The following is a 19,684-nucleotide window of genomic DNA, read 5'->3' as shown; positions in this document are numbered from 1 at the left end:
TGATACATGGCCGAGAGCCCCGAAGCTGTGGAAACCGGCGGCGGACGCCGTCGTGTGGAGGAGGATGCCCGGGCTCGCGGCATCCCCGTGCGGATCGTCGAACGGCCCGCTGCCCGGAGCCTGGAGGAGGCCGCGTCGCTGCTCGGGATCGAGCCGGGCGACATCGTCAAGTCGCTCGTGGTCAAGCGCAGTGACGACACCTTCGTGTTCGCGCTGGTGCCGGGAGGCCGCAAGATCTCCTGGCCGAAGCTGCGCGCCGTCCTCCACGTCAACAAGCTGCAGCTCCCGGACGCGTCGGTGGCGTTCGCCGCGACCGGCTACGAGCGCGGGACCATCACGCCATTCGGCAGCACGACCGCGTGGCCCGTCGTCGCCGACACCACCATCGCGGGCCGCACCGTCTCGATGGGCGCAGGCGAGCACGGCTACTCGCTGTTCGTCGACGCCGACGCGCTTCTCTCCGGCTTCGCCGCCACGCTCGCCGACATCACCGACCCCGAATAGCGGCCTTCCCTCCGAACAGGGGTCGCAACACGCCGCTAACCCGGAGGGTAAGCGGCGTGTTGCGCCCCTCTCGCACGCGCGGGTTGTGGATAACGCGGGATCGAGCGGGAGCCTCTGGGAGGGTTTGGGGATGCGACGCCCTGAACCGCTTCCACCCATTCTGCGCTCGCCCGCGTTCTCCGCGTCGGCGGCGACGGCAGCGGGCGTCTCATCCGCGCGTATGCGCCGGTCGGACCTGGTCGCGCCCTTCCACGGCGCGCGGGTGCCGCGAGCCGAGTTCGACGGCGGATTCCGTTCGCAGTGCGTCGCGTATCGGGCAGTCATGCCGCGCACCCAGTGCTTCAGTCATGAAACAGCGGCGAGGATCTACGGGCTGACGGTCCCGCGGCGGATACGCGAGTCGTCCGACCTTCATGTCGCCGCGTTGGATGGTCGTCGGGCGCCACGCGGCGAGGGAGTAGTGGGCCACAAGTCCAGGCTGTCCGCCGAGCACGTCCGCATCCACCTCGGCTTGCGGGTGCCCGAGGTCGAGGAGGTGCTGTGCCAACTCGCCGCAGAGCTGACCATCGAGGAACTCATCATGGCCGGCGACTCCTGCGTGCGCCGACAGGACCCGCTCTCGAGCGTTTCGCGTCTGAGAGCCACCGCACTCGAGGCGTGGAATCGACCGGGCGTAGCCAGGCTCCGTGCTGCGATCGCGCACGTGCGTGCGGATACTGACTCCCCGATGGAGACGCTGCTCCGACTCGCGCTGATCGACGGCGGCCTTCCGGAGCCCGTCGTGAATCGCCCGATCCAGGTCGGATCGGGCGTCGAGTTGCACGGCGATCTCGTGTACGTGCAGCATCGGGTCGTCGTCGAGTACGACGGCGATCAGCACCGCACCGACGCCCGCCAGTATTTCGGCGACGTCGACCGGATCTGGGCGCTCGAGGCCGCCGGCTGGTGCATCGTGCGCATCAACCGCTCGCACCTCTCCAACGGCGCGGCCGTCGCCGTGGCACGCGTGCGCGCGGCGCTCGCCGACAGGGGTCGCAACACGCCGCTATGACACAGGCATAGCGGCGTGTTGCGACCCCTGTGCGTTGGTTAAGCCGGGAGCTCGCAGGAGTCGCCGTCGCACGCGGCGGCCGTCGGGTCGCCGAGTGGCGTGAGCAGCGGGCGCGGCGCGGGCGTGCTCCCGTCCGCGGCGCTCACGCGCTCGCCTCGGCGGGCGCGGTGGCGCGCTCGGTCCAGACCTGCTCGAGCACCTGCGCGAACGTCGTCGCGTCCTGTGCGCCGGAGACGCCGTACTTGCCGTCGATGACGAAGAACGGGACGCCGTTGATGCCGTATTCGCCCGCGGTGCGCTGGTCGTCACGCACTGCCTCCAGGTACTCGCCCGACTCCATGGCCGCCAGCGCTGCGTCCCGGTCGAGGCCGACCGACTCGGCCAGGTCGGCGAGCGAGTCGGTGCGGCCGACGTGGCCGCCCTCGATGAAGTAGGCCTGGAAGAGTCGCTCGGCCAGCTCGAGCTGCTTGCCCTGCGCCTTGGCGAAATGCAGGAGTTCGTGCGCCTTCACCGTGTTGGTGTGCTGGAGGGCGTCGAAGTCGTAATCGAGGCCGACAGAGGCGGCGATCCCGGTCACGCGATCGAGCATCTGGTGCACCTGCTCCGCGGGGATGCCCTTGTGCCCGGCGAGGAAATCCACCTCGCTGCCGTCGAAGTCCACCGGGGTGTCCGGCGACAGCTCGAAGGAGTGATACTCCACCTCCACTGCTCGGCCCTCGCCGGCGCCGGCGAACGTCGCGCTGCCGTTCTCGAACTTGCGCTTGCCGATGTAGCACCAGGGGCACGCGATGTCGGACCAGATGTCGATCTTGATGGGTTCGCTCACATCAGGGGTCAACAGGCTGCAGCCGTGCAGTTATTCCGGTCGGCTACAGCGCCACGTCGTCCGGCGTGTCCACCGCTCCCCCGAACCGGCGGTTGCGGCGGGCGAAGATGTCGATCGCGTTCCACAGATCGGTGCGCGAGAAGTCCGGCCACAGCGTATCCAGGAACACCATCTCCGCGTAGGCGCTCTGCCAGAGCAGGAAGTTGCTCGTCCGCTGCTCCCCCGAGCTGCGCACGAACAGGTCGACGTCCGGCATGTCCGGGAGGTAGAGGTGGCGCTGGATGGTCTTCTCCCCACCGCCGACGGCTTCAGCCGGCCGGCGGCGACCTCCTCGGCGATCGACCGCACGGCGTCCGCGATCTCGGTGCGGCCGCCGTAGTTGACGCACATCGTGAGCGTCAGAACGTCGTTGCCCGCCGTCAGCCGCTCGGCGTACTGCAGCTCCTTGATGACCGACGACCACAGCCGGGGCGTGCGGCCGGCCCAGCGCACCCGTACGCCCCACTCGTTGAGCTGGTCGCGCCTGCGGTGCAGCACCTCCCGGTTGAATCCCATCAGGAAGCGGACCTCGTCGGGTGAGCGCTTCCAGTTCTCGGTCGAGAAGGCGTACACGCTGAGGTGCTTGACCCCGACCTGGATCGCGCCGGCGACGACGTCCAGCAGGGAGGCCTCCCCGGCACGGTGACCCTCGATGCGGGTGAGGCCCTGGCGGTTCGCCCAGCGGCCGTTGCCGTCCATCACGATGGCGACGTGCTCCGGCACCGCCTTCGCCGGGAAGGCGGGCGGGTACACACCCGTCCAGTCGACGGGACGGTACGCGACCGCGTCCTTGTGCGTGTAGGGCTTGGGCGTCATCCGCTCGCCTTCTGATCGTGCTGGACGTGCTGCAGGGAGCGCAGGCCGCGCTCGAGATGCCATTGCGTGTACGCGGCGACCAGCCCGTTCGCCTTCGAGCGGGTGGAGTCGTCGGCGGCGTCGGCCGTCTCCCAGTCGCCGGTGAGCAGTGCGCCGAGGAGCGCGATGGTCGCGGCGTCGATCCGTGGGGCCCCCTGCGGCGCGCAGTCGTCGCACACCACGCCGCCGAGCTGTACCACGACATGGTCGTGCGGCCCCGGTGCGCCGCAGCGCGAGCAGTCGAGGAAGCTCGGCGCCCAGCCCGCGAGCGACAGCGCGCGCAGCAGGTAGGAGTCGAGGGTGAGCTGCGGACCGTGTTCGTGCCGCGACAGCGAGCGAAGGGCGCCGACGAGCAGGAGGTATTGCTGCAGGGAGGCCTCGGCGTCGGTCAGCCGATCGGCGGCCTCCACCATGGCGTTGGCGGCGGTGTAACTGGAGTAGTCGTCCGCGATCAGCGCGCCGTACGCCCCGATCGTCTCTGCCTGGGTCACCACGTCGAGCGTGCGCCCCTCGTAGAGCTGCACATCGGCGACCATGAACGGCTCCAGCCGCGACCCGAACTTGGAGGCGGTGCGCCGCACGCCCTTCGCCACCGCACGGATCTTGCCGTGCTGACGGCTGAGCATGGTGACGATGCGGTCGGCCTCACCCAGCTTGTGGGTGCGCAGCACGACGGCTTCATCACGGTAGACAGGCACGACTCCAGTATCCCGCGTGATACAAGTGACTGGTGACATCCGCGGCCTTCACGATCCCCCTCTGGGGCGACCTGGTCGCCGTCGGCGTCGGCAGCCTGCAGGGTGCCATGTTCGCGTCCGGGTTCCGCGACCGCCGGCTCGACCTGCTGGGCATCGCGATCATCGGCGTCGCCACCGGGCTCGGAGGCGGCCTCCTGCGCGACCTGCTGCTCAACGTGACGCCGGTGGCGCTTCAGTCCAACTGGTACCTGCCGGCGACGGTCGTCGCGGCGCTGCTCGGGATGCTGCTCGTGCGGCTGTTCCGGAGGCTGGACCCGATCATCACGTTCCTGGACGCGCTCACGATCGGGCTGTTCGGCGCGATCGGTGCGACGAAGGCGCTGGCGCTCGGGCTGCCGGAGGTGCCCGCCGTGTTCGTGGGCGTGGTCTCGGCGGTGGGCGGGTCGATTCTGCGCGACGTGCTGCTCAACCTCCCCATCGCACTGATGCATGTGGGCTCGCTCTATGCGGTCGCCGCCGGGGCCGGCACGATCGTGCTGGTGGTGCTGGTCGATCTGAAGGTGCCGTTCGCCGTCGCGGTTCTGGTCTGCGTGATCGTGACGCTGGTGATCCGCCTCCTCGCCGTCCGGTTCGGCTGGAGCCTGCCGGAGCAGCGCGAGCTCGGTCGCCTGCGCGCGCCCCGCTGGATGGCGTTCGGCTTCGGGAGGCGCCCAAGCGCCGAACGGACGATCGAGCGGACCGATACGGGTGCCATCCCGCGGTATCGCATCGAGGATAGGCCTGCGGACAACGGAGGAGATCTGCGCGCCTGACCGGCTGAAACGAGGTCAACGGAGGAGATCCCGGTGCAATGGACCGGGATCTCCTCCGTTGTCTGCGGGTCAGGTGTGACGGGTCGGGGTCAGGCTCCGACGAGCTCGGCCTCGGCGGCGTGGCCGGCCGACGCACGCACCGCGCGGTTCACAGCGGACACGACGGCCTTGAACGACGCGGTCGTGGTGTCGCCGTCGATGCCGACGCCCCACAGGCGTACGCCGTCGACGTCCACTTCCACGTAGGCGGCGGCCTGCGCCGACTCGCTCGCCGACAGCGTGTGCTGCGAGTAGTCGTACAGGTGCACGTTGATCCCGCGGGCGTTCAGGATGTCGAAGAACGCGGCGATCGGGCCGTTGCCCTCCCCCGTCGCCTTCGCGACCGTGTCGCCGTCGCGCAGCGCCACCGTGAGGGTGACGTGCTCGCCGGTCTCGTTCGTCGTGCTCGTGGAGCCCAGCTCGAAGCGTCCCCACTTGGCGTCGGGGTCCGTGGCCGGGGCCGGCAGGTACTCGTCCTGGAAGATGTCCCAGATCTGCGCGCTCGTCACCTCGCCGCCCTCGGCGTCGGTCTTGGCCTGCACGACCCCGGAGAACTCGATCTGCAGCTTGCGCGGCAGGTCCAGGGCGTGGTCCGTCTTCAGCAGGTACGCGACGCCGCCCTTGCCGGACTGCGAGTTCACCCGGATGACCGCCTCGTAGCTGCGGCCCAGGTCCTTCGGGTCGACGGGCAGGTACGGAACCGCCCAGACCAGGTCGTCGACCGAGACGCCCTCGCGCTCGGCCCGCGCGGCCATCGCCTCGAAGCCCTTCTTGATCGCGTCCTGGTGCGAGCCGCTGAACGCGGTGAAGACCAGGTCGCCGCCCCACGGGCTGCGCTCGCCGACCGGGAGCTGGTTGCAGTGCTCGACGGTGCGCTTGATCTGGTCGATGTCGCTGAAGTCGATCTGCGGGTCGATGCCCTGGGTGAACAGGTTGACGCCCAGCGTGACCAGGTCGACGTTGCCGGTGCGCTCGCCGTTGCCGAACAGGCAGCCCTCGATGCGGTCGGCGCCGGCCATGTAGCCCAGCTCGGCCGCCGCGACCGCGGTGCCGCGGTCGTTGTGCGGGTGCAGCGAGAGGATGACGTTCTCGCGGTGGTTCAGGTGGCGCGACATCCACTCGATCGAGTCGGCGTAGACGTTGGGCGTCGCCATCTCGACGGTGGCGGGCAGGTTGATGATGACCTTGCGCTCCGGTGTCGGCTCGAAGACCTCCAGCACCTGGTTGCAGATGTCGGCGGCGAACTCCAGCTCGGTGCCGGTGTACGACTCCGGCGAGTACTCGTAGTAGATCTCGGTGCCGGGGACCAGCGACTCGAACCGGCGGCACAGTCGCGCGCCGGCCAGGGCGATGTCGACGATGCCCTGCTGGTCGGTCCGGAACACGACCTCGCGCTGCAGGATGCTGGTGGAGTTGTAGAGGTGCACGATCGCCTGCTTGGCGCCGACCAGCGACTCGTAGGTGCGCTTGATCAGGTGCTCGCGCGACTGGGTCAGGACCTGGATGGTGACGTCATCGGGGATCGCGCCCTCTTCGATCAGGCTGCAGACGAAGTCGAAGTCGGTCTGGCTGGCCGACGGGAAGCCGACCTCGATCTCCTTGTAGCCCAGCCGCACCAGCAGGTCGAACATGATGCGCTTGCGCTCGGGGCTCATCGGGTCGATGAGGGCCTGGTTACCGTCGCGCAGGTCCACGGCGCACCAGCGCGGCGCCTGCGTGATGCGCTTCGACGGCCAGGTGCGGTCGGGCAGCTCGACGCGGATCTGTTCGTGGAACGGCCGGTACTTGTGGATCGGCATGGCGCTCGGCGCCTGCTTGTTCTTCATGGTCTGTCTTCTCCTCGCGGTGTGGTGTGGAGAGCCAACGACGAACTCCGCGACGAGGGAGGCCCGGAACTAGGACTCGTCGCGGCAGCTAAGAAGGAGCAGACCGTACACAGAAACAACGGTACCACGGCGGCGCATCAGCCGCGTCCCACGGCCAGCGCAGCCGCCTGCCGCATCGACAGGTCGGGCAGGTACGCGCGCACGAGCCCCACGCCGATCGCCGGGAGGGCGACCGGATCCGGGTAGGCCATGATCAGCGGGTGCAGCTCGGGCTGGAACTTCTGCTTGAACTTGAGCAGCGAGCGGAACCCGTACACCGGCTCGAGCGACGTGCTGAGGTAGCCGAGCACGCGGTCCATCCCGCTCTTGGCGTCGTCCGGGGTGCCGGCCGTGTGTGCGAGCGGCGCCGCGGAGAGGCTCATGAACTCGACGCCGTCCTCCTTCATCCGGGTGGCCGCCTCGGCGATCAGGAACTCCATGACGCCGTTGATGCTGCCCGGGCGGCGGCGCATGAAGTCGAGTGTCCAGCCCACGACGTGGCCGTCCCGGTAGCTCGGCAGCCAGGAGGTCACGCCCTCGATGCGACCGGACTCGTCCACCGCGAGCATCAGCCGCACGGCCGGGTCGCGGAGTTCGTCCAGGCCGCCGAGGGTGAAGCCCATCTCGGGCAGGTCCTTCTCGGCGACCCACTGCTCGGAGATGTCCGAGAGCTGCACGGCGGCGCTCAACGGCAGCGCGCCGAAGCTGGTCCACTCCGCGCGGATGCCGGCCCGCTGAGCGCGGTTGATCGAGCTGCGGACGTCCTGCCACTTCTTGCCGGTGGTCGCCCACTGCTGCGGGCGGATCACCGTCTCCTCGGCGACCGTCATGGTCGACCAGCCCATCCGGTCGAAGATCGGCTGGTACTGGGCGTCGACGCTGTAGAAGACCGGGATCCATCCGCTGTCGTCGCAGAACCGCGAGAAGCGCTCGATCACGCCGTCGTGCACGGACTCGTCCGCGCCGAACGGCGCACCGGTCGTGAGCGCCACCCGCCCGACGACCCGGTAGGCCACGGCCCCGCCCGTCGCGGAGTCGAACCAGTAGCTGTTGCCGGGCCAGGTCGCCATGAACGAGATGGCGTCGCCGCCGCCGCGTTCGAGCAGCGTGCGGACCCGTCCCGCGTCGCCGGTCGAGCGTCGCCACGCTCCACGGCCGACCATGAACGGGACGGCGGCAAGGATGACGACCAGCCAGAACACGGTGCCGATGTTGTGGTAGACCACGGTCGCCAGCGGTGTCGTCGGCAGGTACTGCAGCGGCTCGCGGCGCAGGAAGCTCACCGGGATGAAGCGCTCCAGCACGTCGTTGAGGAGATCGGTGATGTCGATCGGCCGGGTGAAACCCGTGTCCTTCTGCAGCCAGCCGACCAACACGTAGAGCCCGATCAGGCCGACGCCGGTCAGCGCCACGGTGAGCACGTAGCGGCGCACCGACCGTGCGGTGGCGAGCACGGTGAAGTGCCGGCGGTAGGCGACCAGCAGGATCGCCATCGTGAGGGGGACGAGCGCCGACAGCGCCAGGATGAAGGTGACCTCCCAGTACCGCGACGACACGGTCGGCCGCGGGTCGGCGAACGGGAGGATGCCGAAGTACAGCCCGGAGAGCACGGCGAGCAGCGCGTTGACCGAGACGGCCAACCACACGGCGAAGCGGCGCCCGCGGAGGAGGCCGTAGGCGGCGACCAGCAGCGTGAGCAGCGGCAGCACCGAGATGAGCACGGGCCCGAGGCCGTTGATCCGCTCCAGTGTGAGGTCGTGGACGCAGTCGCGGGTGACCGCGAACGCCTGGCAGCGCTCCAGCACGCTGCCGGTGGCGGGCACGTCGTTGGAGAACAGCAGGCCGATCGGCGACAGCATCCCGTACCGCGACTGCGTCAGCAGGCCGATGACCGGGCCGAGCGCGCTGATCGTCACGGCGGAGGCGAGCAGCACCCGGACCTCGTGATGGGAGGAGCGGCGCCAGCCGAGGAGGCGCTCGTGCGGCCGCAGCAGCACGCCGAGGCCCAAGCCGGCGAGGACCGCGAGAAGCCGGTACAGGTCGGACGGGTCGCCCGAGTACAGCACGTACATGATCGCGATGAGCATGGTGAGGACGCGGATGCGGCGGCGCCAGAAGGCCCCCGCGAACGCACTCGCGGTCATGATCGCGCCGGCGATGCCGGTGAACACGTCGAGGATGACGAGGTGGTGGACGCTGCGCGACCACATCTCCCCCGTCTGCGAGCCGATGAGCTGGATGCCGACGCCTGCGGCGATGCCCACGACGGATGTCGCGAAGAACGCCAGCGCCGTCCGCCACGCGCCCATCAGCCGCTCGGAGACGCCGACGAGCAGCGCCGTGAGCACGAGCACCACGATCAGCTCGGCGAGGTTGTCTGTGAACAGCACGGCGGTGACCGGCGCCCACCAGTGGCCGTCGAGGAGCTGGTCCGGGCCGACGCCGAGCCACACGCGCAGCGGGCGGTGGGGGCCGTGGATCGGGCCCGTAGCCAGCGCGAGCACGAGGATCAGCGCCGTCAGGCCCGTGGTGAAGGGGTGCGTCGCGATCAGCCGGCCGAGCCGCCGCACCGCGCCGCCGAAGCCGGCTGCCCGTGCGGGAGGCCCGGGAGGGCGCGCGGGAGGCTCCTGCGTGCGCGCGGCCGTCTCCTCCGCGACCCGAGGGCCGTTCCCCCGGCCCGGGTCGCGTCGTCCTCCGGCGCGCCGCCGTTCGCCGACGCGCCGCCCCCAGCGGTCACGGCATCGGTCACGGAGCCAGCCCCATGTGGGCGGCGACCGCGGGGAAGCCGTCCGTCAGCGTGTAGCGCACCGTGTTCCAATCGTGTGCCGTCCCGGGCGAGATCAGGAGGTCGCCGCGGATCCCGGCGGAGACGGCCTCGGAATGCAGCGTCTTCGCGAAAGCAGTGTACTTGGCGTCGTTCTGACCCGCGCCGAAGATGATCAGCGTGTTCGTGTAAGGAGCATGCGCTTTCATCGTAGGCCCGAGCTGGGCGTCCTGGTAGGCGGTCCGCGACCCGGCGAAGCCGGTCGCGATCGTGAGGGGCACGTTGCCGAGCGTCGGCCCCAGCTCGCTGGAGGAGGCCAGCGCCGAGCCGAACAGGTCCGGGCGGCTGGCGGCGAACTGCGCAGCGCACGTGGCCCCCTGCGAGTAGCCGAACGCGCCCCACGCCGACGGGTCGCTGCTCACCCGCAGGTGCGAGGTGATCCACGAGCGCACGTCCTTGAGCAGGTAGGTGGCCGAGTCGCCGAAGGCCCGGGAGTCGATGCACATCGGGTTGCGGCCGGGGCCGCCGAGCTGGTCGGGCGCGACGACGATCGGCGCGTAGCCGTTGTGCTTGGCCGCGTAGGCGTCGAGATAGGTTCCGATCCGGCCTGCCGTGAACATGTCCGCCGGGGCGCCGGGCTGGCCGGAGAGCGCGTAGAGCACCGGGAGCGCTGGCGGGTTCGGACCGAGGGCGACCGGCGGCAGGTACACGATGGCGTCCCGCGCGGGGAAGTTCGACAGCGTCGCGGGGATCTTGACGGTGCCGATCTCGCCCTTCGCGGGAGGGTCGGCCTGGTTCGTCGAGGCAGACCAGGCGGTCCCCTTGATGATGTCGCCGCGCTCGTTGTGCAGGTTCAGCGCTTTGTACGGCACGACCCCGATGGCATCGTTGAGGTTGCGGTACGCGCCGAAGTCGACGTTCACACCGGCGAACGCCGCGAGCAGGAATACCGGGATGCTGACCGCTGCGATCAGCTTCCGCCACCAGCGCGACCGGAAGAAGTTGGCGATGGCGAGGCTCACACCGGCGAACCCGATGGCCACCCAGGTGGTGGTCGCCGGGGTGAGCGCGACGCCGAACAGGTTGAAGACGTCGTCCGTCAGCCACACCAGGAACCAGCCGATCAGGCCGCCGCCGACGGCAGCGATCGCCCCCGCGAGCGCGCGCTTCCAGGTGGGTCGCACGAGCAGGTACACCGCCAGGAGCGCGGTGACGACGTCGATCGTGATGAGGAACGGCGGTTTGTCGATCCTCAGGGTCATGAGCCAGTTCAGGGGTGGGTCCTCTCACGGGTGCAGGAGGCGCTCCGGCACGGGATGGTGGGCACGGGTCGGAGTGCGCCAGTCCATAAGTATCGGACACCCAGCCTGCGGATAGCTGGGGCTTGATGAGCGTCCAGGGAACCTGGAGCCTCGCTACTCGACCGCGAGGGCCTCCACTGGGGCGACGCGGGTGGCCCGGCGGGTCGGCACCACCGAGGCGCCGACGGCGAGGGCGGCCGCCGCCACGACGATCAGGCCGATGAACAGCCACGGGATCGCCGGCGGGATGAGGCCGCCGCCCGGGAGCTGACCGAGCAGCGTCTGCGCGCCGATCCAGCCGTACAGCGTGCCGAGCACCAGCCCCGAGAGCACGGCGGCGACCGTGAGCTGCGCGCTCTCGGCCAGGATCATCCGGCGCACCTGCGCGGCGCTCAGCCCGAGAGCCCGGAGCAGGCCGAGTTCGCGCCGGCGCTGCAGGACGCTCAGCGACAGGCTGTTGACCACGCCCACGGCGGCGATCACCGCGGAGAAGCCGACCAGCCCGCTGAAAACGAGCATGGTGACCGTGAGCACACTCTCAGCGCCCTGATACAGCTCCGGGTCCTTCGCCGCCGCGCTGCGGATGATCGTGAGCCAGGTCTGCGTCGCGACGACGAACATGGTGATCAGCGTGACGCCGATGACGAGACCGATCGCGGTGCGCGAGCTGCGCTCCGGGTTCCGTACGGCGTTGGCCGCCGCGAGTCGTCCGGCGGCGCCCGCGCCGAAGAGCAGGCCGACGCCGCGCAGCACGGCGGGCAGGAAGAACGGCGCGGCGACGATGACCCCGGTGAACGAGAGCAGGCCGCCGAGCATCGCGATCAGCACGCCGAAGCGCCCGAACTCCGCGAGCGCGGAGTTCCCCGATTTCGCGAACGCGCCGAGGCCGAGCATCAGCCCGAAGCCGAGCAGCGCGGCACCCGGCAGGATGAGCAGCGCCGCGGCCGCGATGCGCCCGGTGCTGCGCACGGCGGCGGACGGGCGCTCCTGCGCCGCGCCCAGCGCCTCCACCGGCGCCACCGTCAGCACGCGCCGGCTGCCGATCCACGACGCCGACCAGGTGGTGAGCACGACCACGGCGGGAGGCACGATCAGCAAGGGTGTGACGACGGGGTACAGCACGTTCGGGAGGACGCCCCACCAGATGAAGGCGCGCACGGCGACGAGCGCGAGAACCACGGCGATGACGCCGCCCGTGAGCGCACCGATCACGCCGACGGCGAGGCCCTCCCCCGCAACGGAGCGACGCTGCGCCTTCGAGCTCGAGCCGAGCAGCCGCATCAGGGCGATGGTGCGGGTGCGCCCGGCGATGACGGTGGCGAACGTGTTCGTGGTGACGATGGCGCCGACGAAGACGGCGATCACGAAGAAGATGCCGGCGACCAGCGCGAGGGCGAACCGGGCCGAGCCGTGCGCCCCCATCGGGGACGCCGCGATGTACGCTCCGAGCACGTTGGTGCAGGCCATCAGCGCCACGCCGAAGGCGGCGCTGAGGGCCGAGACGAGGACGCTGGCGCGATGGTCGCGCGCGTTCGCCCGGAACGCGCGGATCACGCGCGCGCCTCCGTTCCCTGCGCCGCCGGGTGCTGGGCCTCCGGGCCCTGCGACTCCATGTCGAGCATGAACGCGGAGATCTGCTCCGCGCTCGAGCGCTCACGCTCGGCGACGACGCGCCCGTCGGCGAGGAACACGATACGGTCGGCGTAGCTCGCTGCGACCGGGTCGTGCGTGACCATCGCGATGCTCTGGCCGTAGCTGCGGGAAGCCTCCTGCAGCACGCCGAGGACCTCCCGGCCGGTGCGCGAGTCGAGGTTGCCGGTGGGCTCGTCCGCGAACACCAGGTCGGGGCGGGTGGCGAGCGCGCGCACGATCGCGACGCGCTGCTGCTGGCCTCCGGAGAGCTCGTGCGGACGGTGGGTGAGCCGGTCCTTCAGGCCCAGGAGGTCGATCAGCCCGTCGATCCACTCGCGCTGCTCGAGCGTCGGGCGGCGGCCGTCGATCTCGAACGGCAGGAGGATGTTGGCCCGGACGTCGAGTGTCGGGACGAGGTTGAACGACTGGAAGACGAAGCCGACCCGGCGGCGGCGCAGGACGGTCAGCTCGCCGTCGCCCATTCCGCTGATCTCGGTGTCCCCGAGGAAGACGCGGCCGCCGGTCACGGTGTCCAGCCCGGCCATCACGTGCATGAGCGTCGACTTGCCGGAGCCGCTGGGCCCCATGATCGCGGTGAACAGGCCGGCCGGGATGCCGACGGTCACGTCGTCGAGCGCGATGACGCGGTTGGTGCCGGAGCCGTAGGTCTTCGTCGCGCCGTCGACGCGCGCCACCATGCTGTCGGAAATGTCCATGCCGCCACGCTATGAAACCGGCGTCGGCCGCGGATCGGGCTGTGGATCCACACGGGGTCAGCCCAGAGGATGATCTACGGGTGAACTTCGCCGGTCGCCCGTCACTCCGCCCGCTCTGGCGCTCCCCCGGTCAGTCCGTGCTCGAATGCGTAGACGACCATCTGCACGCGGTCGCGCAGGCCGAGCTTGGCCAGGATGCGGCTGATGTGCGTCTTGACCGTCGCCTCGCTGAGGAACTCCGACCCGGCGATCTCCGAGTTGCTGAGCCCGCGTGAGGCGAGCACGAAGATCTCCCGCTCGCGGCTGGTGAGCGTGGCGAACGCGGCCGGCGCCTGCTTGGCCCGCTGGCTGTCGGAGAAGTACTCGAACAGCTCCCGGGTCGCCCCGGCGGCGATGACCGCGCTGCCGGCGTGGACGGTGCGGATGGCGGCGAGCAGGAACTCCGGCTCGGCGTCCTTCAGCACGAAGCCGCTGGCGCCGCTGCGGATCGCGCGGGCAGCGGCCTCGTCCAGGTCGAAGGTGGTGAGCACGATGATCCGCGCCGGCGCACGGCCCTCCCGCTCGGCCTCCTCCACGATCCGGGCGGTGGCGGCGATGCCGTCCATGACGGGCATCCGGATGTCCATGAGCACGACGTCGGGGCGTTTCTCGCGCACGAGCGCGACGCCCTCCCGGCCGTCGGACGCCTCGCCCACGAACTCCAGGTCGGGCTGCGAACCGATCAGCATGCGGATGCCCGCGCGGAACAGCGCCTGGTCGTCGACGAGGGCGACCGTGATCGGGGCGCTCACGCGCGCACCCCCGAGACCACCGGCAGGAACGCCGTGACCACGAAGCCGTCGTCGGCCGGCCCTGCGGACAGCGAGCCGCCCGCCAGGGTCGCGCGCTCGCGCATCCCGGGCAGGCCGTGCCCGATGCGCGGGAGGCCGCCGGTGGCCAAGGGGTCCGGTGTCGGTGTCTTCATGCTGTTCCTCACGGTGATGACGATGCCAGGGCCGGAGTCGGCGCCGCCCGTCTGGGCGAGCACGACGGAGACCGGGCGGGTGGTGTCTCCGTGCCGGAGAGCGTTGGTGAGCGCCTCCTGCACGATGCGGTACGCGGCGATCTGCTGCGCGGAGCCGAGCCCGTCGAGCTCGCCGCGACGCTCCATGACGACGGGGAGGCCGGCCGCGCGCACCTGCTCGACCGTCTGGTCGACGTCGGCGAGCGACGGTTGCGGGCCTTCGGGCTGGCTCTGCCGCAGTTCGGCCAGCAGCACCCGCACATCGACCAGCGCGGACCGCGCGGTCGCGGCGATGGTCTCCAGCGCGGTGTCCACGGCGTCCGGGTCGGCATGCCGGGCGTAACGGGCGCCGTCCGCCTGCGCGATGACGACCGCCAGCGAGTGGGCGACGACGTCGTGCATGTCGCGCGCGATGCGGGTGCGCTCCTGCTCGACGACCACGACCTCCTCGGCGCGGTTGCGGTCGAGCTCCGCCGCGATCTGGGCGTGCCGGGACGCCCGCGCGTTCCGCCAGGTGCGGACCAGGAGTCCGAGCACCCAGGACAGCCCGAGCACGGTCGCGCTGACGACGAAGAGGAACGCGAACTGGAGCGCCATCCCGGTGAGCTGGGACGACAGCAGGTCGAAGTAGCCCTGCGCGAGCGCAGAGGTCAGCGTCAGGTAGAGCGAGGCGACCAGCGCGCCGACCCCGGCCGAGATCAGCCCCGCGTACCGGACGACTTTGTCGCCGTACAGCGCCGTCGCGTAGAGCACGATGAGCGCGGCGATGTCGCTGACCAGGATGTTGTGCCCGGTCGTCATCTGCACCGCGGCCGCGAGCCACGCGATCGCGAGCGACACCGCGGGCGACATCCTGCGCAGGGCCACGGCGACCGCGAACACGATCAACACGAGGAACGTCGAGCGGCCGAGGGCGTCGGGCACCAGGCTCGAGGTGAAGTCGGTGACCAGGCAGAAGAAGACGTAGGCGACGGCGCCCGCGATGTCGAAGGTGAGCTGGGGCCGGGTCAGGCGACGCACCAGCCGCGGGGTGTCGCCCTCCACGGCCTCCGCGCCCTCCGTCCCCGCCGCGCCCGCGCCCGGCGACGCCAGCCACACCAGCAGCGACGGGACGGGCCCGGAGGGCGCGGTGGCCCGCTGCCGCGCAACGAGGAAGCCCAGAAGCCATGCGCTGACGAACACGACGGCCAGCAGCAGGCTCATCATCAGCAGCCCGACACCCTGGCTCGTGTAATAGCCGCCGATCACCGGCCCGAACTGCGGGAACTTCAGGTCGCCGCGCACCGTGAAGAGGTAGGCCATCGCCGGCGCCCACAGGAGGGCGGAGCCGAACCCGAACCAACGCACGGCCCTCCCGCCGTGCGACGCGATGCCGAACAGCGCGATCACGACGGCGACGGCGGAGATCAGCCGGTGCGGCAACGGGAGCGATGAGCCCTCGCTCAACTCGGCGACGACCGCGAGCCAGGCGATCTCCAGCGCCACGACCGGCAGCACCCGCGAGAGCGCGACGGCCGCGCAGTACAGCAGCACGGCCAGCGCGCCCGCCAGGTCGAACGGGAGGCCGATGACCAGCCACACCCCGAACAGCACGACGGCCAGCGCGGGCTCCAGCACCCAACGGTGCGGCGCGAGCGCGCTCAGGACGCGGGTGCGATCTGGCATATCTCTACGTTACGGGGCCGCGGTGCCCGCGCAGGCATCCGCGGCGCGGAATCATCCTGCGGATGTATGACGGGGCGCCCTGGGACGCAGCCGTCTAGAAGCGCAGCCGCCTAGAACCCGAGCCGCCCCAGCTGCTTCGGATCCCGCTGCCAGTCCTTCGCCACCTTCACCCGCAGCGACAGGAACACCTTGCGGCCGAGGAGCGCCTCGATCGGCTTCCTGGCCTCGGCGCCGACGTCGCGGATGCGGGCGCCGCCCTTGCCGATCACGATCGCCTTCTGGCTGTCGCGCTCCACGAACAGGTTGGCGTAGACCTCTACCAGGTCTTTGTCGTCCCGCTCGATGATGTCGTCGATGGTGACCGCGAGCGAGTGCGGCAGTTCGTCCTCCACGCCCTCCAGCACGGCCTCGCGGATGTACTCGGCGATGCGGTCCTCGAGGCCCTCGTCGGTGATCGCGTCCGCCGGGTAGAGCGGGCCGGGCGACTCCGGGAGCAGCTTCATCAGCTCGGACGTGAGCGTGTCGAGCTGGATGCTGCTGGTCGCGGAGATCGGGATGATCGCCTCCCACTCGCGCAGCGCGGACACCGCCAGGAGCTGCTCGGCGACCTGGGTCTTGCCCGCGACGTCGATCTTCGTGACGATCGCGACCTTCTTCGCGGTGGGGTAGTCGTCCAGCTGGTCGTTGATGAAGCGGTCGCCCGGGCCGATCTTCTCGTCGGCGGGGACGCAGAAGCCGATCACGTCCACATCGCCCAGCGTGGACTGCACGAGCGTGTTGAGCCGCTCGCCGAGAAGTGTCCGCGGCCGGTGGATGCCCGGCGTGTCGACCAGGATGAGCTGGCCGTCGCGCTGGTGCACGATGCCCCGGATGGCGCGGCGCGTGGTCTGCGGCTTCGAGCTGGTGATCGCCACCTTCTCGCCGACGAGGGCGTTGGTGAGTGTCGACTTGCCCACGTTGGGGCGGCCGACGAACGAGACGAATCCGGCGTGGTACTCGCTCATGCGCGGGCCTCCTTGTGCTGGCGGTCGGACTTCGGGTGTTTCGGGGACTTGCCGGGCTTGTCGCGCCGGTCGTGCTTCTCGTGATTCTCGTGCGGCTCGGGCTCCGCGTCCTCGTGCGGTTCGGGCAGCAGCGCGGTGTCGCGCTCGACGAGCACTGTGCTCACGTGCTTGTGCCGGCCGTCGATCCGGTCGACGGTGAAGCGGAGGCCGTGCACGGCGACCGTGGAGCCGACCTCCGGGAGCCTGCCGAGCGCCTTCGCGACCAGTCCGCCGACGCTGTCGACGTCCTCGTCCTCGATCTCGATGTCGTACAGCTCGCCGAGGTCGTCGATCGGCAGCCGGGTCGCGACCCGGAGGCGGCCTCCCCCGAGCTGCTGCACCAGCTCCACCTCGTGGTCGTACTCGTCGGAGATGTCGCCGATGAGCTCCTCGATGAGGTCCTCCAGCGTGACCAGGCCGGCGATGCCGCCGTACTCGTCCACCACCATCGCCAGGTGGTTGGACTCGAGCTGCATCTGCCGCAGCAGCGCGTCGGCCTTCTGCGATTCCGGGACGAACAGCGCGGGCCGAGCCAACTCGCTCATCGTCAGCGTGTCGGCGCCGAGCGCGCTCTCGTAGCTGAGCTTGGCGACGTCCTTCAGGTACAGGATGCCGGCCACCTCGTCCGGGTCGCCGTCGATCACCGGCATGCGGGAGACGCCGGTGGAGAAGAACATCCCCATCGCCGTGCCGAGCCCGGCCGAGCTGTCGATCGTGATCATGTCGGTGCGCGGCACCATCACCTCGCGGACGACTGTGTCGCTGAACTCGAAGATCGAGTGGATGAGCTCTCGGTCGTCCTCCTCCAGCACGTCGAACTCGGTCGCCTCGTCCACGATGCTGAGCAACTGCTCCTCGCTCGTCACCGGGGCCGACCGGGCGCGGGAGGGGGTCACCCGGTTGCCGAGCGCGACCAGTCCGCCCGGGATGGGACCGAGCACGACCCGGATCCCGTGCAGGAGCGGCGCGGTGAGCTGAAGCAGGATGCGCGAGTTGGCACGGCCCACACTGCGCGGGCTGGCGCCGACCAGCACGAACGAGACACCGGTCATGATCGCCGCCGACAGGATCAGCGAGATCCACCACTCCGCGAAGATCTGCTCGAACGCGAGGGTCACGAGCACCGCTGCGGTGGTCTCCGCGATGATGCGGCTGAAGTTGATCGCGTTGAAGTACGCTCCGGGGTCGTCGGCGATCGCCGCCAGCGACGCCCTCGCCCGCGAGGTCTCGGCCAGGTCGGCGATGTCGCCGCGCGACTGCACCGCCAGCGCCGAGTCCACGGCCGCCATGAGCCCGCCGAACGTCACCAGGAGGAACGCGACGACGAAGAACAGGGTTGCGAGCATCCGGCGCCTAGCGCTGTCGGTCGTAGCGGGAGAAGCCCACCAGGATGTCGCGCTGGATGCCGAACATCTCCCGCTCCTCCGCCGGCTCGGCGTGGTCGAAGCCGAGCAGGTGGAGGATGCCGTGCGTGGTCAGCAGCAGCAGCTCCTCCATGAGGGTGTGGCCGGCGGTCTCCGCCTGCACCTGGGCGACCTGCGGGCAGAGCACTACGTCGCCGAGCAGCCCGGCCGGAGCCGGCTCCTCCTCAGTGCCGGGGCGCAGTTCGTCCATCGGGAAGCTGAGGACGTCGGTCGGGCCCGGCTCGTCCATCCACTGCACGTGGAGCTGCTCCATCGCCGCCTCGTCCACGAGGACGATCGCGAGCTCGGCGTCGGGGTGCACGTGCATGATGTCGAGCGCGTAGCCCGCCAGGCGCTGCAGGGCGGACTCGTCCACCTCGATGGCGGACTCGTTGTTGATCTCGATGCTCATCGTGTCGGGCCCTGTCGTTTCGGGAGGTGGTCGCGCGGGCCGCCGGAGCGGCGTTCGGCGCGGTTGGCGAACTCGCGGGCCTCCTCGCGCTCGTACTGCCGCGCCTGCAGCTTCGCGTCGTACTCGGTGTAGGCGTCGACGATCCGGCCGACCAGGCTGTGCCGCACGACGTCGTCGCTGGTCAGCCGGGAGAAGTGGATGTCGTCGATGTCGTTCAGCACGCGCGTGACCAGCCGGAGTCCGCTCGCGGCGTTCGGGAGGTCGATCTGGGTGATGTCGCCGGTGACGACCATTTTGGAGTTGAAGCCGAGCCGGGTGAGGAACATCTTCATCTGCTCCGGCGTCGTGTTCTGCGCCTCGTCCAGGATGATGAACGAGTCGTTCAGCGTGCGGCCGCGCATGTACGCCAGGGGGCGACTTCGATCGTGCCGGCCGCGAGCAGCTTGGGCACGAGCTCCGGGTCGAGCATCTCGTTGAGCGCGTCGTACAGCGGGCGCAGGTACGGGTCGATCTTGTCGGTGAGCGTGCCGGGCAGATAGCCGAGCCGCTCGCCGGCCTCCACCGCCGGGCGCGTGAGGATGATGCGGCTGACCTCCTTGCGCTGCAGCGACTGGACGGCCTTCGCCATCGCCAGGTAGGTCTTGCCGGTTCCGGCGGGGCCGATGCCGAACACGATGGTGTTGTGGTCGATGGCGTCGACGTACTGACTCTGGCCCAGCGTCTTCGGCCGGATGCTCTTGCCGCGCGCGGTCAGGATCGCCTGGCTCAGCACGTCGGACGGGCTGAGGTTCAGGTCGCCGCGCATCATCCGCGCGGAGCTGGCGACCTCGGCCGGGCCGAGATCCTGGCCGTTGCGGACCATCTGCAGCAGCTCCTCGAGCAGCGCGCGCGCCGCGGCGACCTGCGCCGGGTCGCCGGTCAGGCTGATCTCGTTGCCGCGCACGTGGACGTCGACCAGCGGGTATTGCCGCTCCAGCGTCGTCAGCAGGCGGTCCTGCGGGCCGAGCAGCCGCACCATCTGGATCCCGTCGACGCTCAGGCGCGCCTCGGCCGAAC

16 protein-coding genes and 2 pseudogenes are annotated in these 19,684 nt (G+C 70.3%); 3 read left to right on the top strand and 15 right to left on the bottom strand.

The genetic code is table 11. From position 1 onward, the window contains the following. Positions 1-6: 6 nt before the first annotated feature. Both ACR5MH_RS04000 and ACR5MH_RS03995 read left to right on the top strand, forming a co-directional pair. A complete protein-coding gene (locus ACR5MH_RS04000) occupies positions 7-504 on the top strand; it encodes an aminoacyl-tRNA deacylase (protein WP_431346503.1) in 498 nt (165 codons plus the stop codon). Between the two features lie 322 nt (positions 505-826). Then, positions 827-1,555 (top strand): DUF559 domain-containing protein, encoded by a 729-nt coding sequence (locus tag ACR5MH_RS03995; RefSeq protein ID WP_433862318.1) that lies wholly within the window; start codon positions 827-829, stop codon positions 1,553-1,555. Between the two features lie 142 nt (positions 1,556-1,697). Here ACR5MH_RS03995 and ACR5MH_RS03990 read toward each other — a convergent pair whose 3' ends face one another. The 3 genes and pseudogenes from ACR5MH_RS03990 to recO all read right to left on the bottom strand — a co-directional run bounded on the left by ACR5MH_RS03990 (position 1,698) and on the right by recO (position 3,973). Continuing rightward, complete coding sequence (locus ACR5MH_RS03990; protein ID WP_431346505.1) at positions 1,698-2,381, bottom strand: DsbA family oxidoreductase; 684 nt, start codon at positions 2,379-2,381, stop codon at positions 1,698-1,700. A 43-nt stretch (positions 2,382-2,424) separates the two neighbouring features. After that, positions 2,425-3,236 (bottom strand): annotated as a pseudogene (locus tag ACR5MH_RS03985) (isoprenyl transferase). Beyond that, positions 3,233-3,973: a DNA repair protein RecO gene (recO, locus tag ACR5MH_RS03980; RefSeq protein ID WP_431346507.1), complete on the bottom strand. Its 741-nt coding sequence runs from the start codon at positions 3,971-3,973 to the stop codon at positions 3,233-3,235. Before recO ends, ACR5MH_RS03985 begins: the two are co-directional and overlap by 4 nt. Before the next feature lie 32 nt (positions 3,974-4,005). On the opposite strand from recO, the gene ACR5MH_RS03975 reads away from it, so the two are divergent. Then, the gene (locus ACR5MH_RS03975) at positions 4,006-4,785 is read left to right on the top strand and encodes a trimeric intracellular cation channel family protein (protein ID WP_433862317.1); all 780 of its coding nucleotides are present in this window, start codon (positions 4,006-4,008) and stop codon (positions 4,783-4,785) included. 89 nt (positions 4,786-4,874) lie between these two features. Here ACR5MH_RS03975 and leuA read toward each other — a convergent pair whose 3' ends face one another. The 12 genes and pseudogenes from leuA to ACR5MH_RS03915 form a co-directional block, all read right to left on the bottom strand. Then, positions 4,875-6,650 carry a 2-isopropylmalate synthase gene (leuA, locus tag ACR5MH_RS03970; RefSeq protein ID WP_431346509.1) on the bottom strand — a complete coding sequence of 592 codons (1,776 nt, stop codon included), beginning with the start codon at positions 6,648-6,650 and terminating at the stop codon, positions 4,875-4,877. 137 nt (positions 6,651-6,787) lie between these two features. Beyond that, on the bottom strand, positions 6,788-9,259 hold the full coding sequence (locus ACR5MH_RS03965; protein WP_433862316.1) for a bifunctional lysylphosphatidylglycerol flippase/synthetase MprF: 2,472 nt from the start codon (positions 9,257-9,259) through the stop codon (positions 6,788-6,790). Then, complete coding sequence (locus ACR5MH_RS03960) at positions 9,238-9,438, bottom strand: hypothetical protein (RefSeq protein ID WP_433862315.1); 201 nt, start codon at positions 9,436-9,438, stop codon at positions 9,238-9,240. The genes ACR5MH_RS03965 and ACR5MH_RS03960 overlap by 22 nt, the downstream gene beginning before the upstream one ends. Beyond that, the gene (locus ACR5MH_RS03955) at positions 9,435-10,715 is read right to left on the bottom strand and encodes an alpha/beta hydrolase (RefSeq protein ID WP_431346511.1); all 1,281 of its coding nucleotides are present in this window, start codon (positions 10,713-10,715) and stop codon (positions 9,435-9,437) included. The genes ACR5MH_RS03960 and ACR5MH_RS03955 overlap by 4 nt, the downstream gene beginning before the upstream one ends. Before the next feature lie 153 nt (positions 10,716-10,868). Continuing rightward, positions 10,869-12,308 carry an ABC transporter permease gene (locus ACR5MH_RS03950; RefSeq protein WP_431346512.1) on the bottom strand — a complete coding sequence of 480 codons (1,440 nt, stop codon included), beginning with the start codon at positions 12,306-12,308 and terminating at the stop codon, positions 10,869-10,871. Further along, on the bottom strand, positions 12,305-13,102 hold the full coding sequence (locus ACR5MH_RS03945; protein ID WP_431346513.1) for an ABC transporter ATP-binding protein: 798 nt from the start codon (positions 13,100-13,102) through the stop codon (positions 12,305-12,307). The genes ACR5MH_RS03950 and ACR5MH_RS03945 overlap by 4 nt, the downstream gene beginning before the upstream one ends. Positions 13,103-13,203: 101 nt before the next feature. Continuing rightward, positions 13,204-13,893, bottom strand: coding sequence for a response regulator (locus ACR5MH_RS03940; RefSeq protein WP_431346514.1), 690 nt, complete (start codon positions 13,891-13,893; stop codon positions 13,204-13,206). Beyond that, positions 13,890-15,770, bottom strand: coding sequence for a sensor histidine kinase (locus tag ACR5MH_RS03935; RefSeq protein WP_431346515.1), 1,881 nt, complete (start codon positions 15,768-15,770; stop codon positions 13,890-13,892). The genes ACR5MH_RS03940 and ACR5MH_RS03935 overlap by 4 nt, the downstream gene beginning before the upstream one ends. A 110-nt stretch (positions 15,771-15,880) precedes the next feature. Then, on the bottom strand, positions 15,881-16,774 hold the full coding sequence (gene era, locus ACR5MH_RS03930) for a GTPase Era (RefSeq protein WP_431346516.1): 894 nt from the start codon (positions 16,772-16,774) through the stop codon (positions 15,881-15,883). After that, positions 16,771-18,159, bottom strand: a complete 1,389-nt coding sequence (locus tag ACR5MH_RS03925; protein WP_433862314.1) for a hemolysin family protein — start codon at positions 18,157-18,159, stop codon at positions 16,771-16,773. The genes era and ACR5MH_RS03925 overlap by 4 nt, the downstream gene beginning before the upstream one ends. A gap of 7 nt (positions 18,160-18,166) precedes the next feature. Next, entirely contained in the window at positions 18,167-18,628 is a 462-nt protein-coding gene (gene ybeY, locus ACR5MH_RS03920; RefSeq protein WP_431346519.1) for an rRNA maturation RNase YbeY, read from the bottom strand. After that, positions 18,625-19,646 (bottom strand): annotated as a pseudogene (locus ACR5MH_RS03915) (PhoH family protein). Before ACR5MH_RS03915 ends, ybeY begins: the two are co-directional and overlap by 4 nt. Positions 19,647-19,684 lie beyond the last annotated feature (38 nt).

This window comes from Streptomyces sp. L7 (assembly GCF_050990935.1).
Classification (GTDB): Bacteria; Actinomycetota; Actinomycetes; order Actinomycetales; family Microbacteriaceae; genus Leifsonia.
This window is presented reverse-complemented; position numbering and strand designations above follow the sequence as displayed.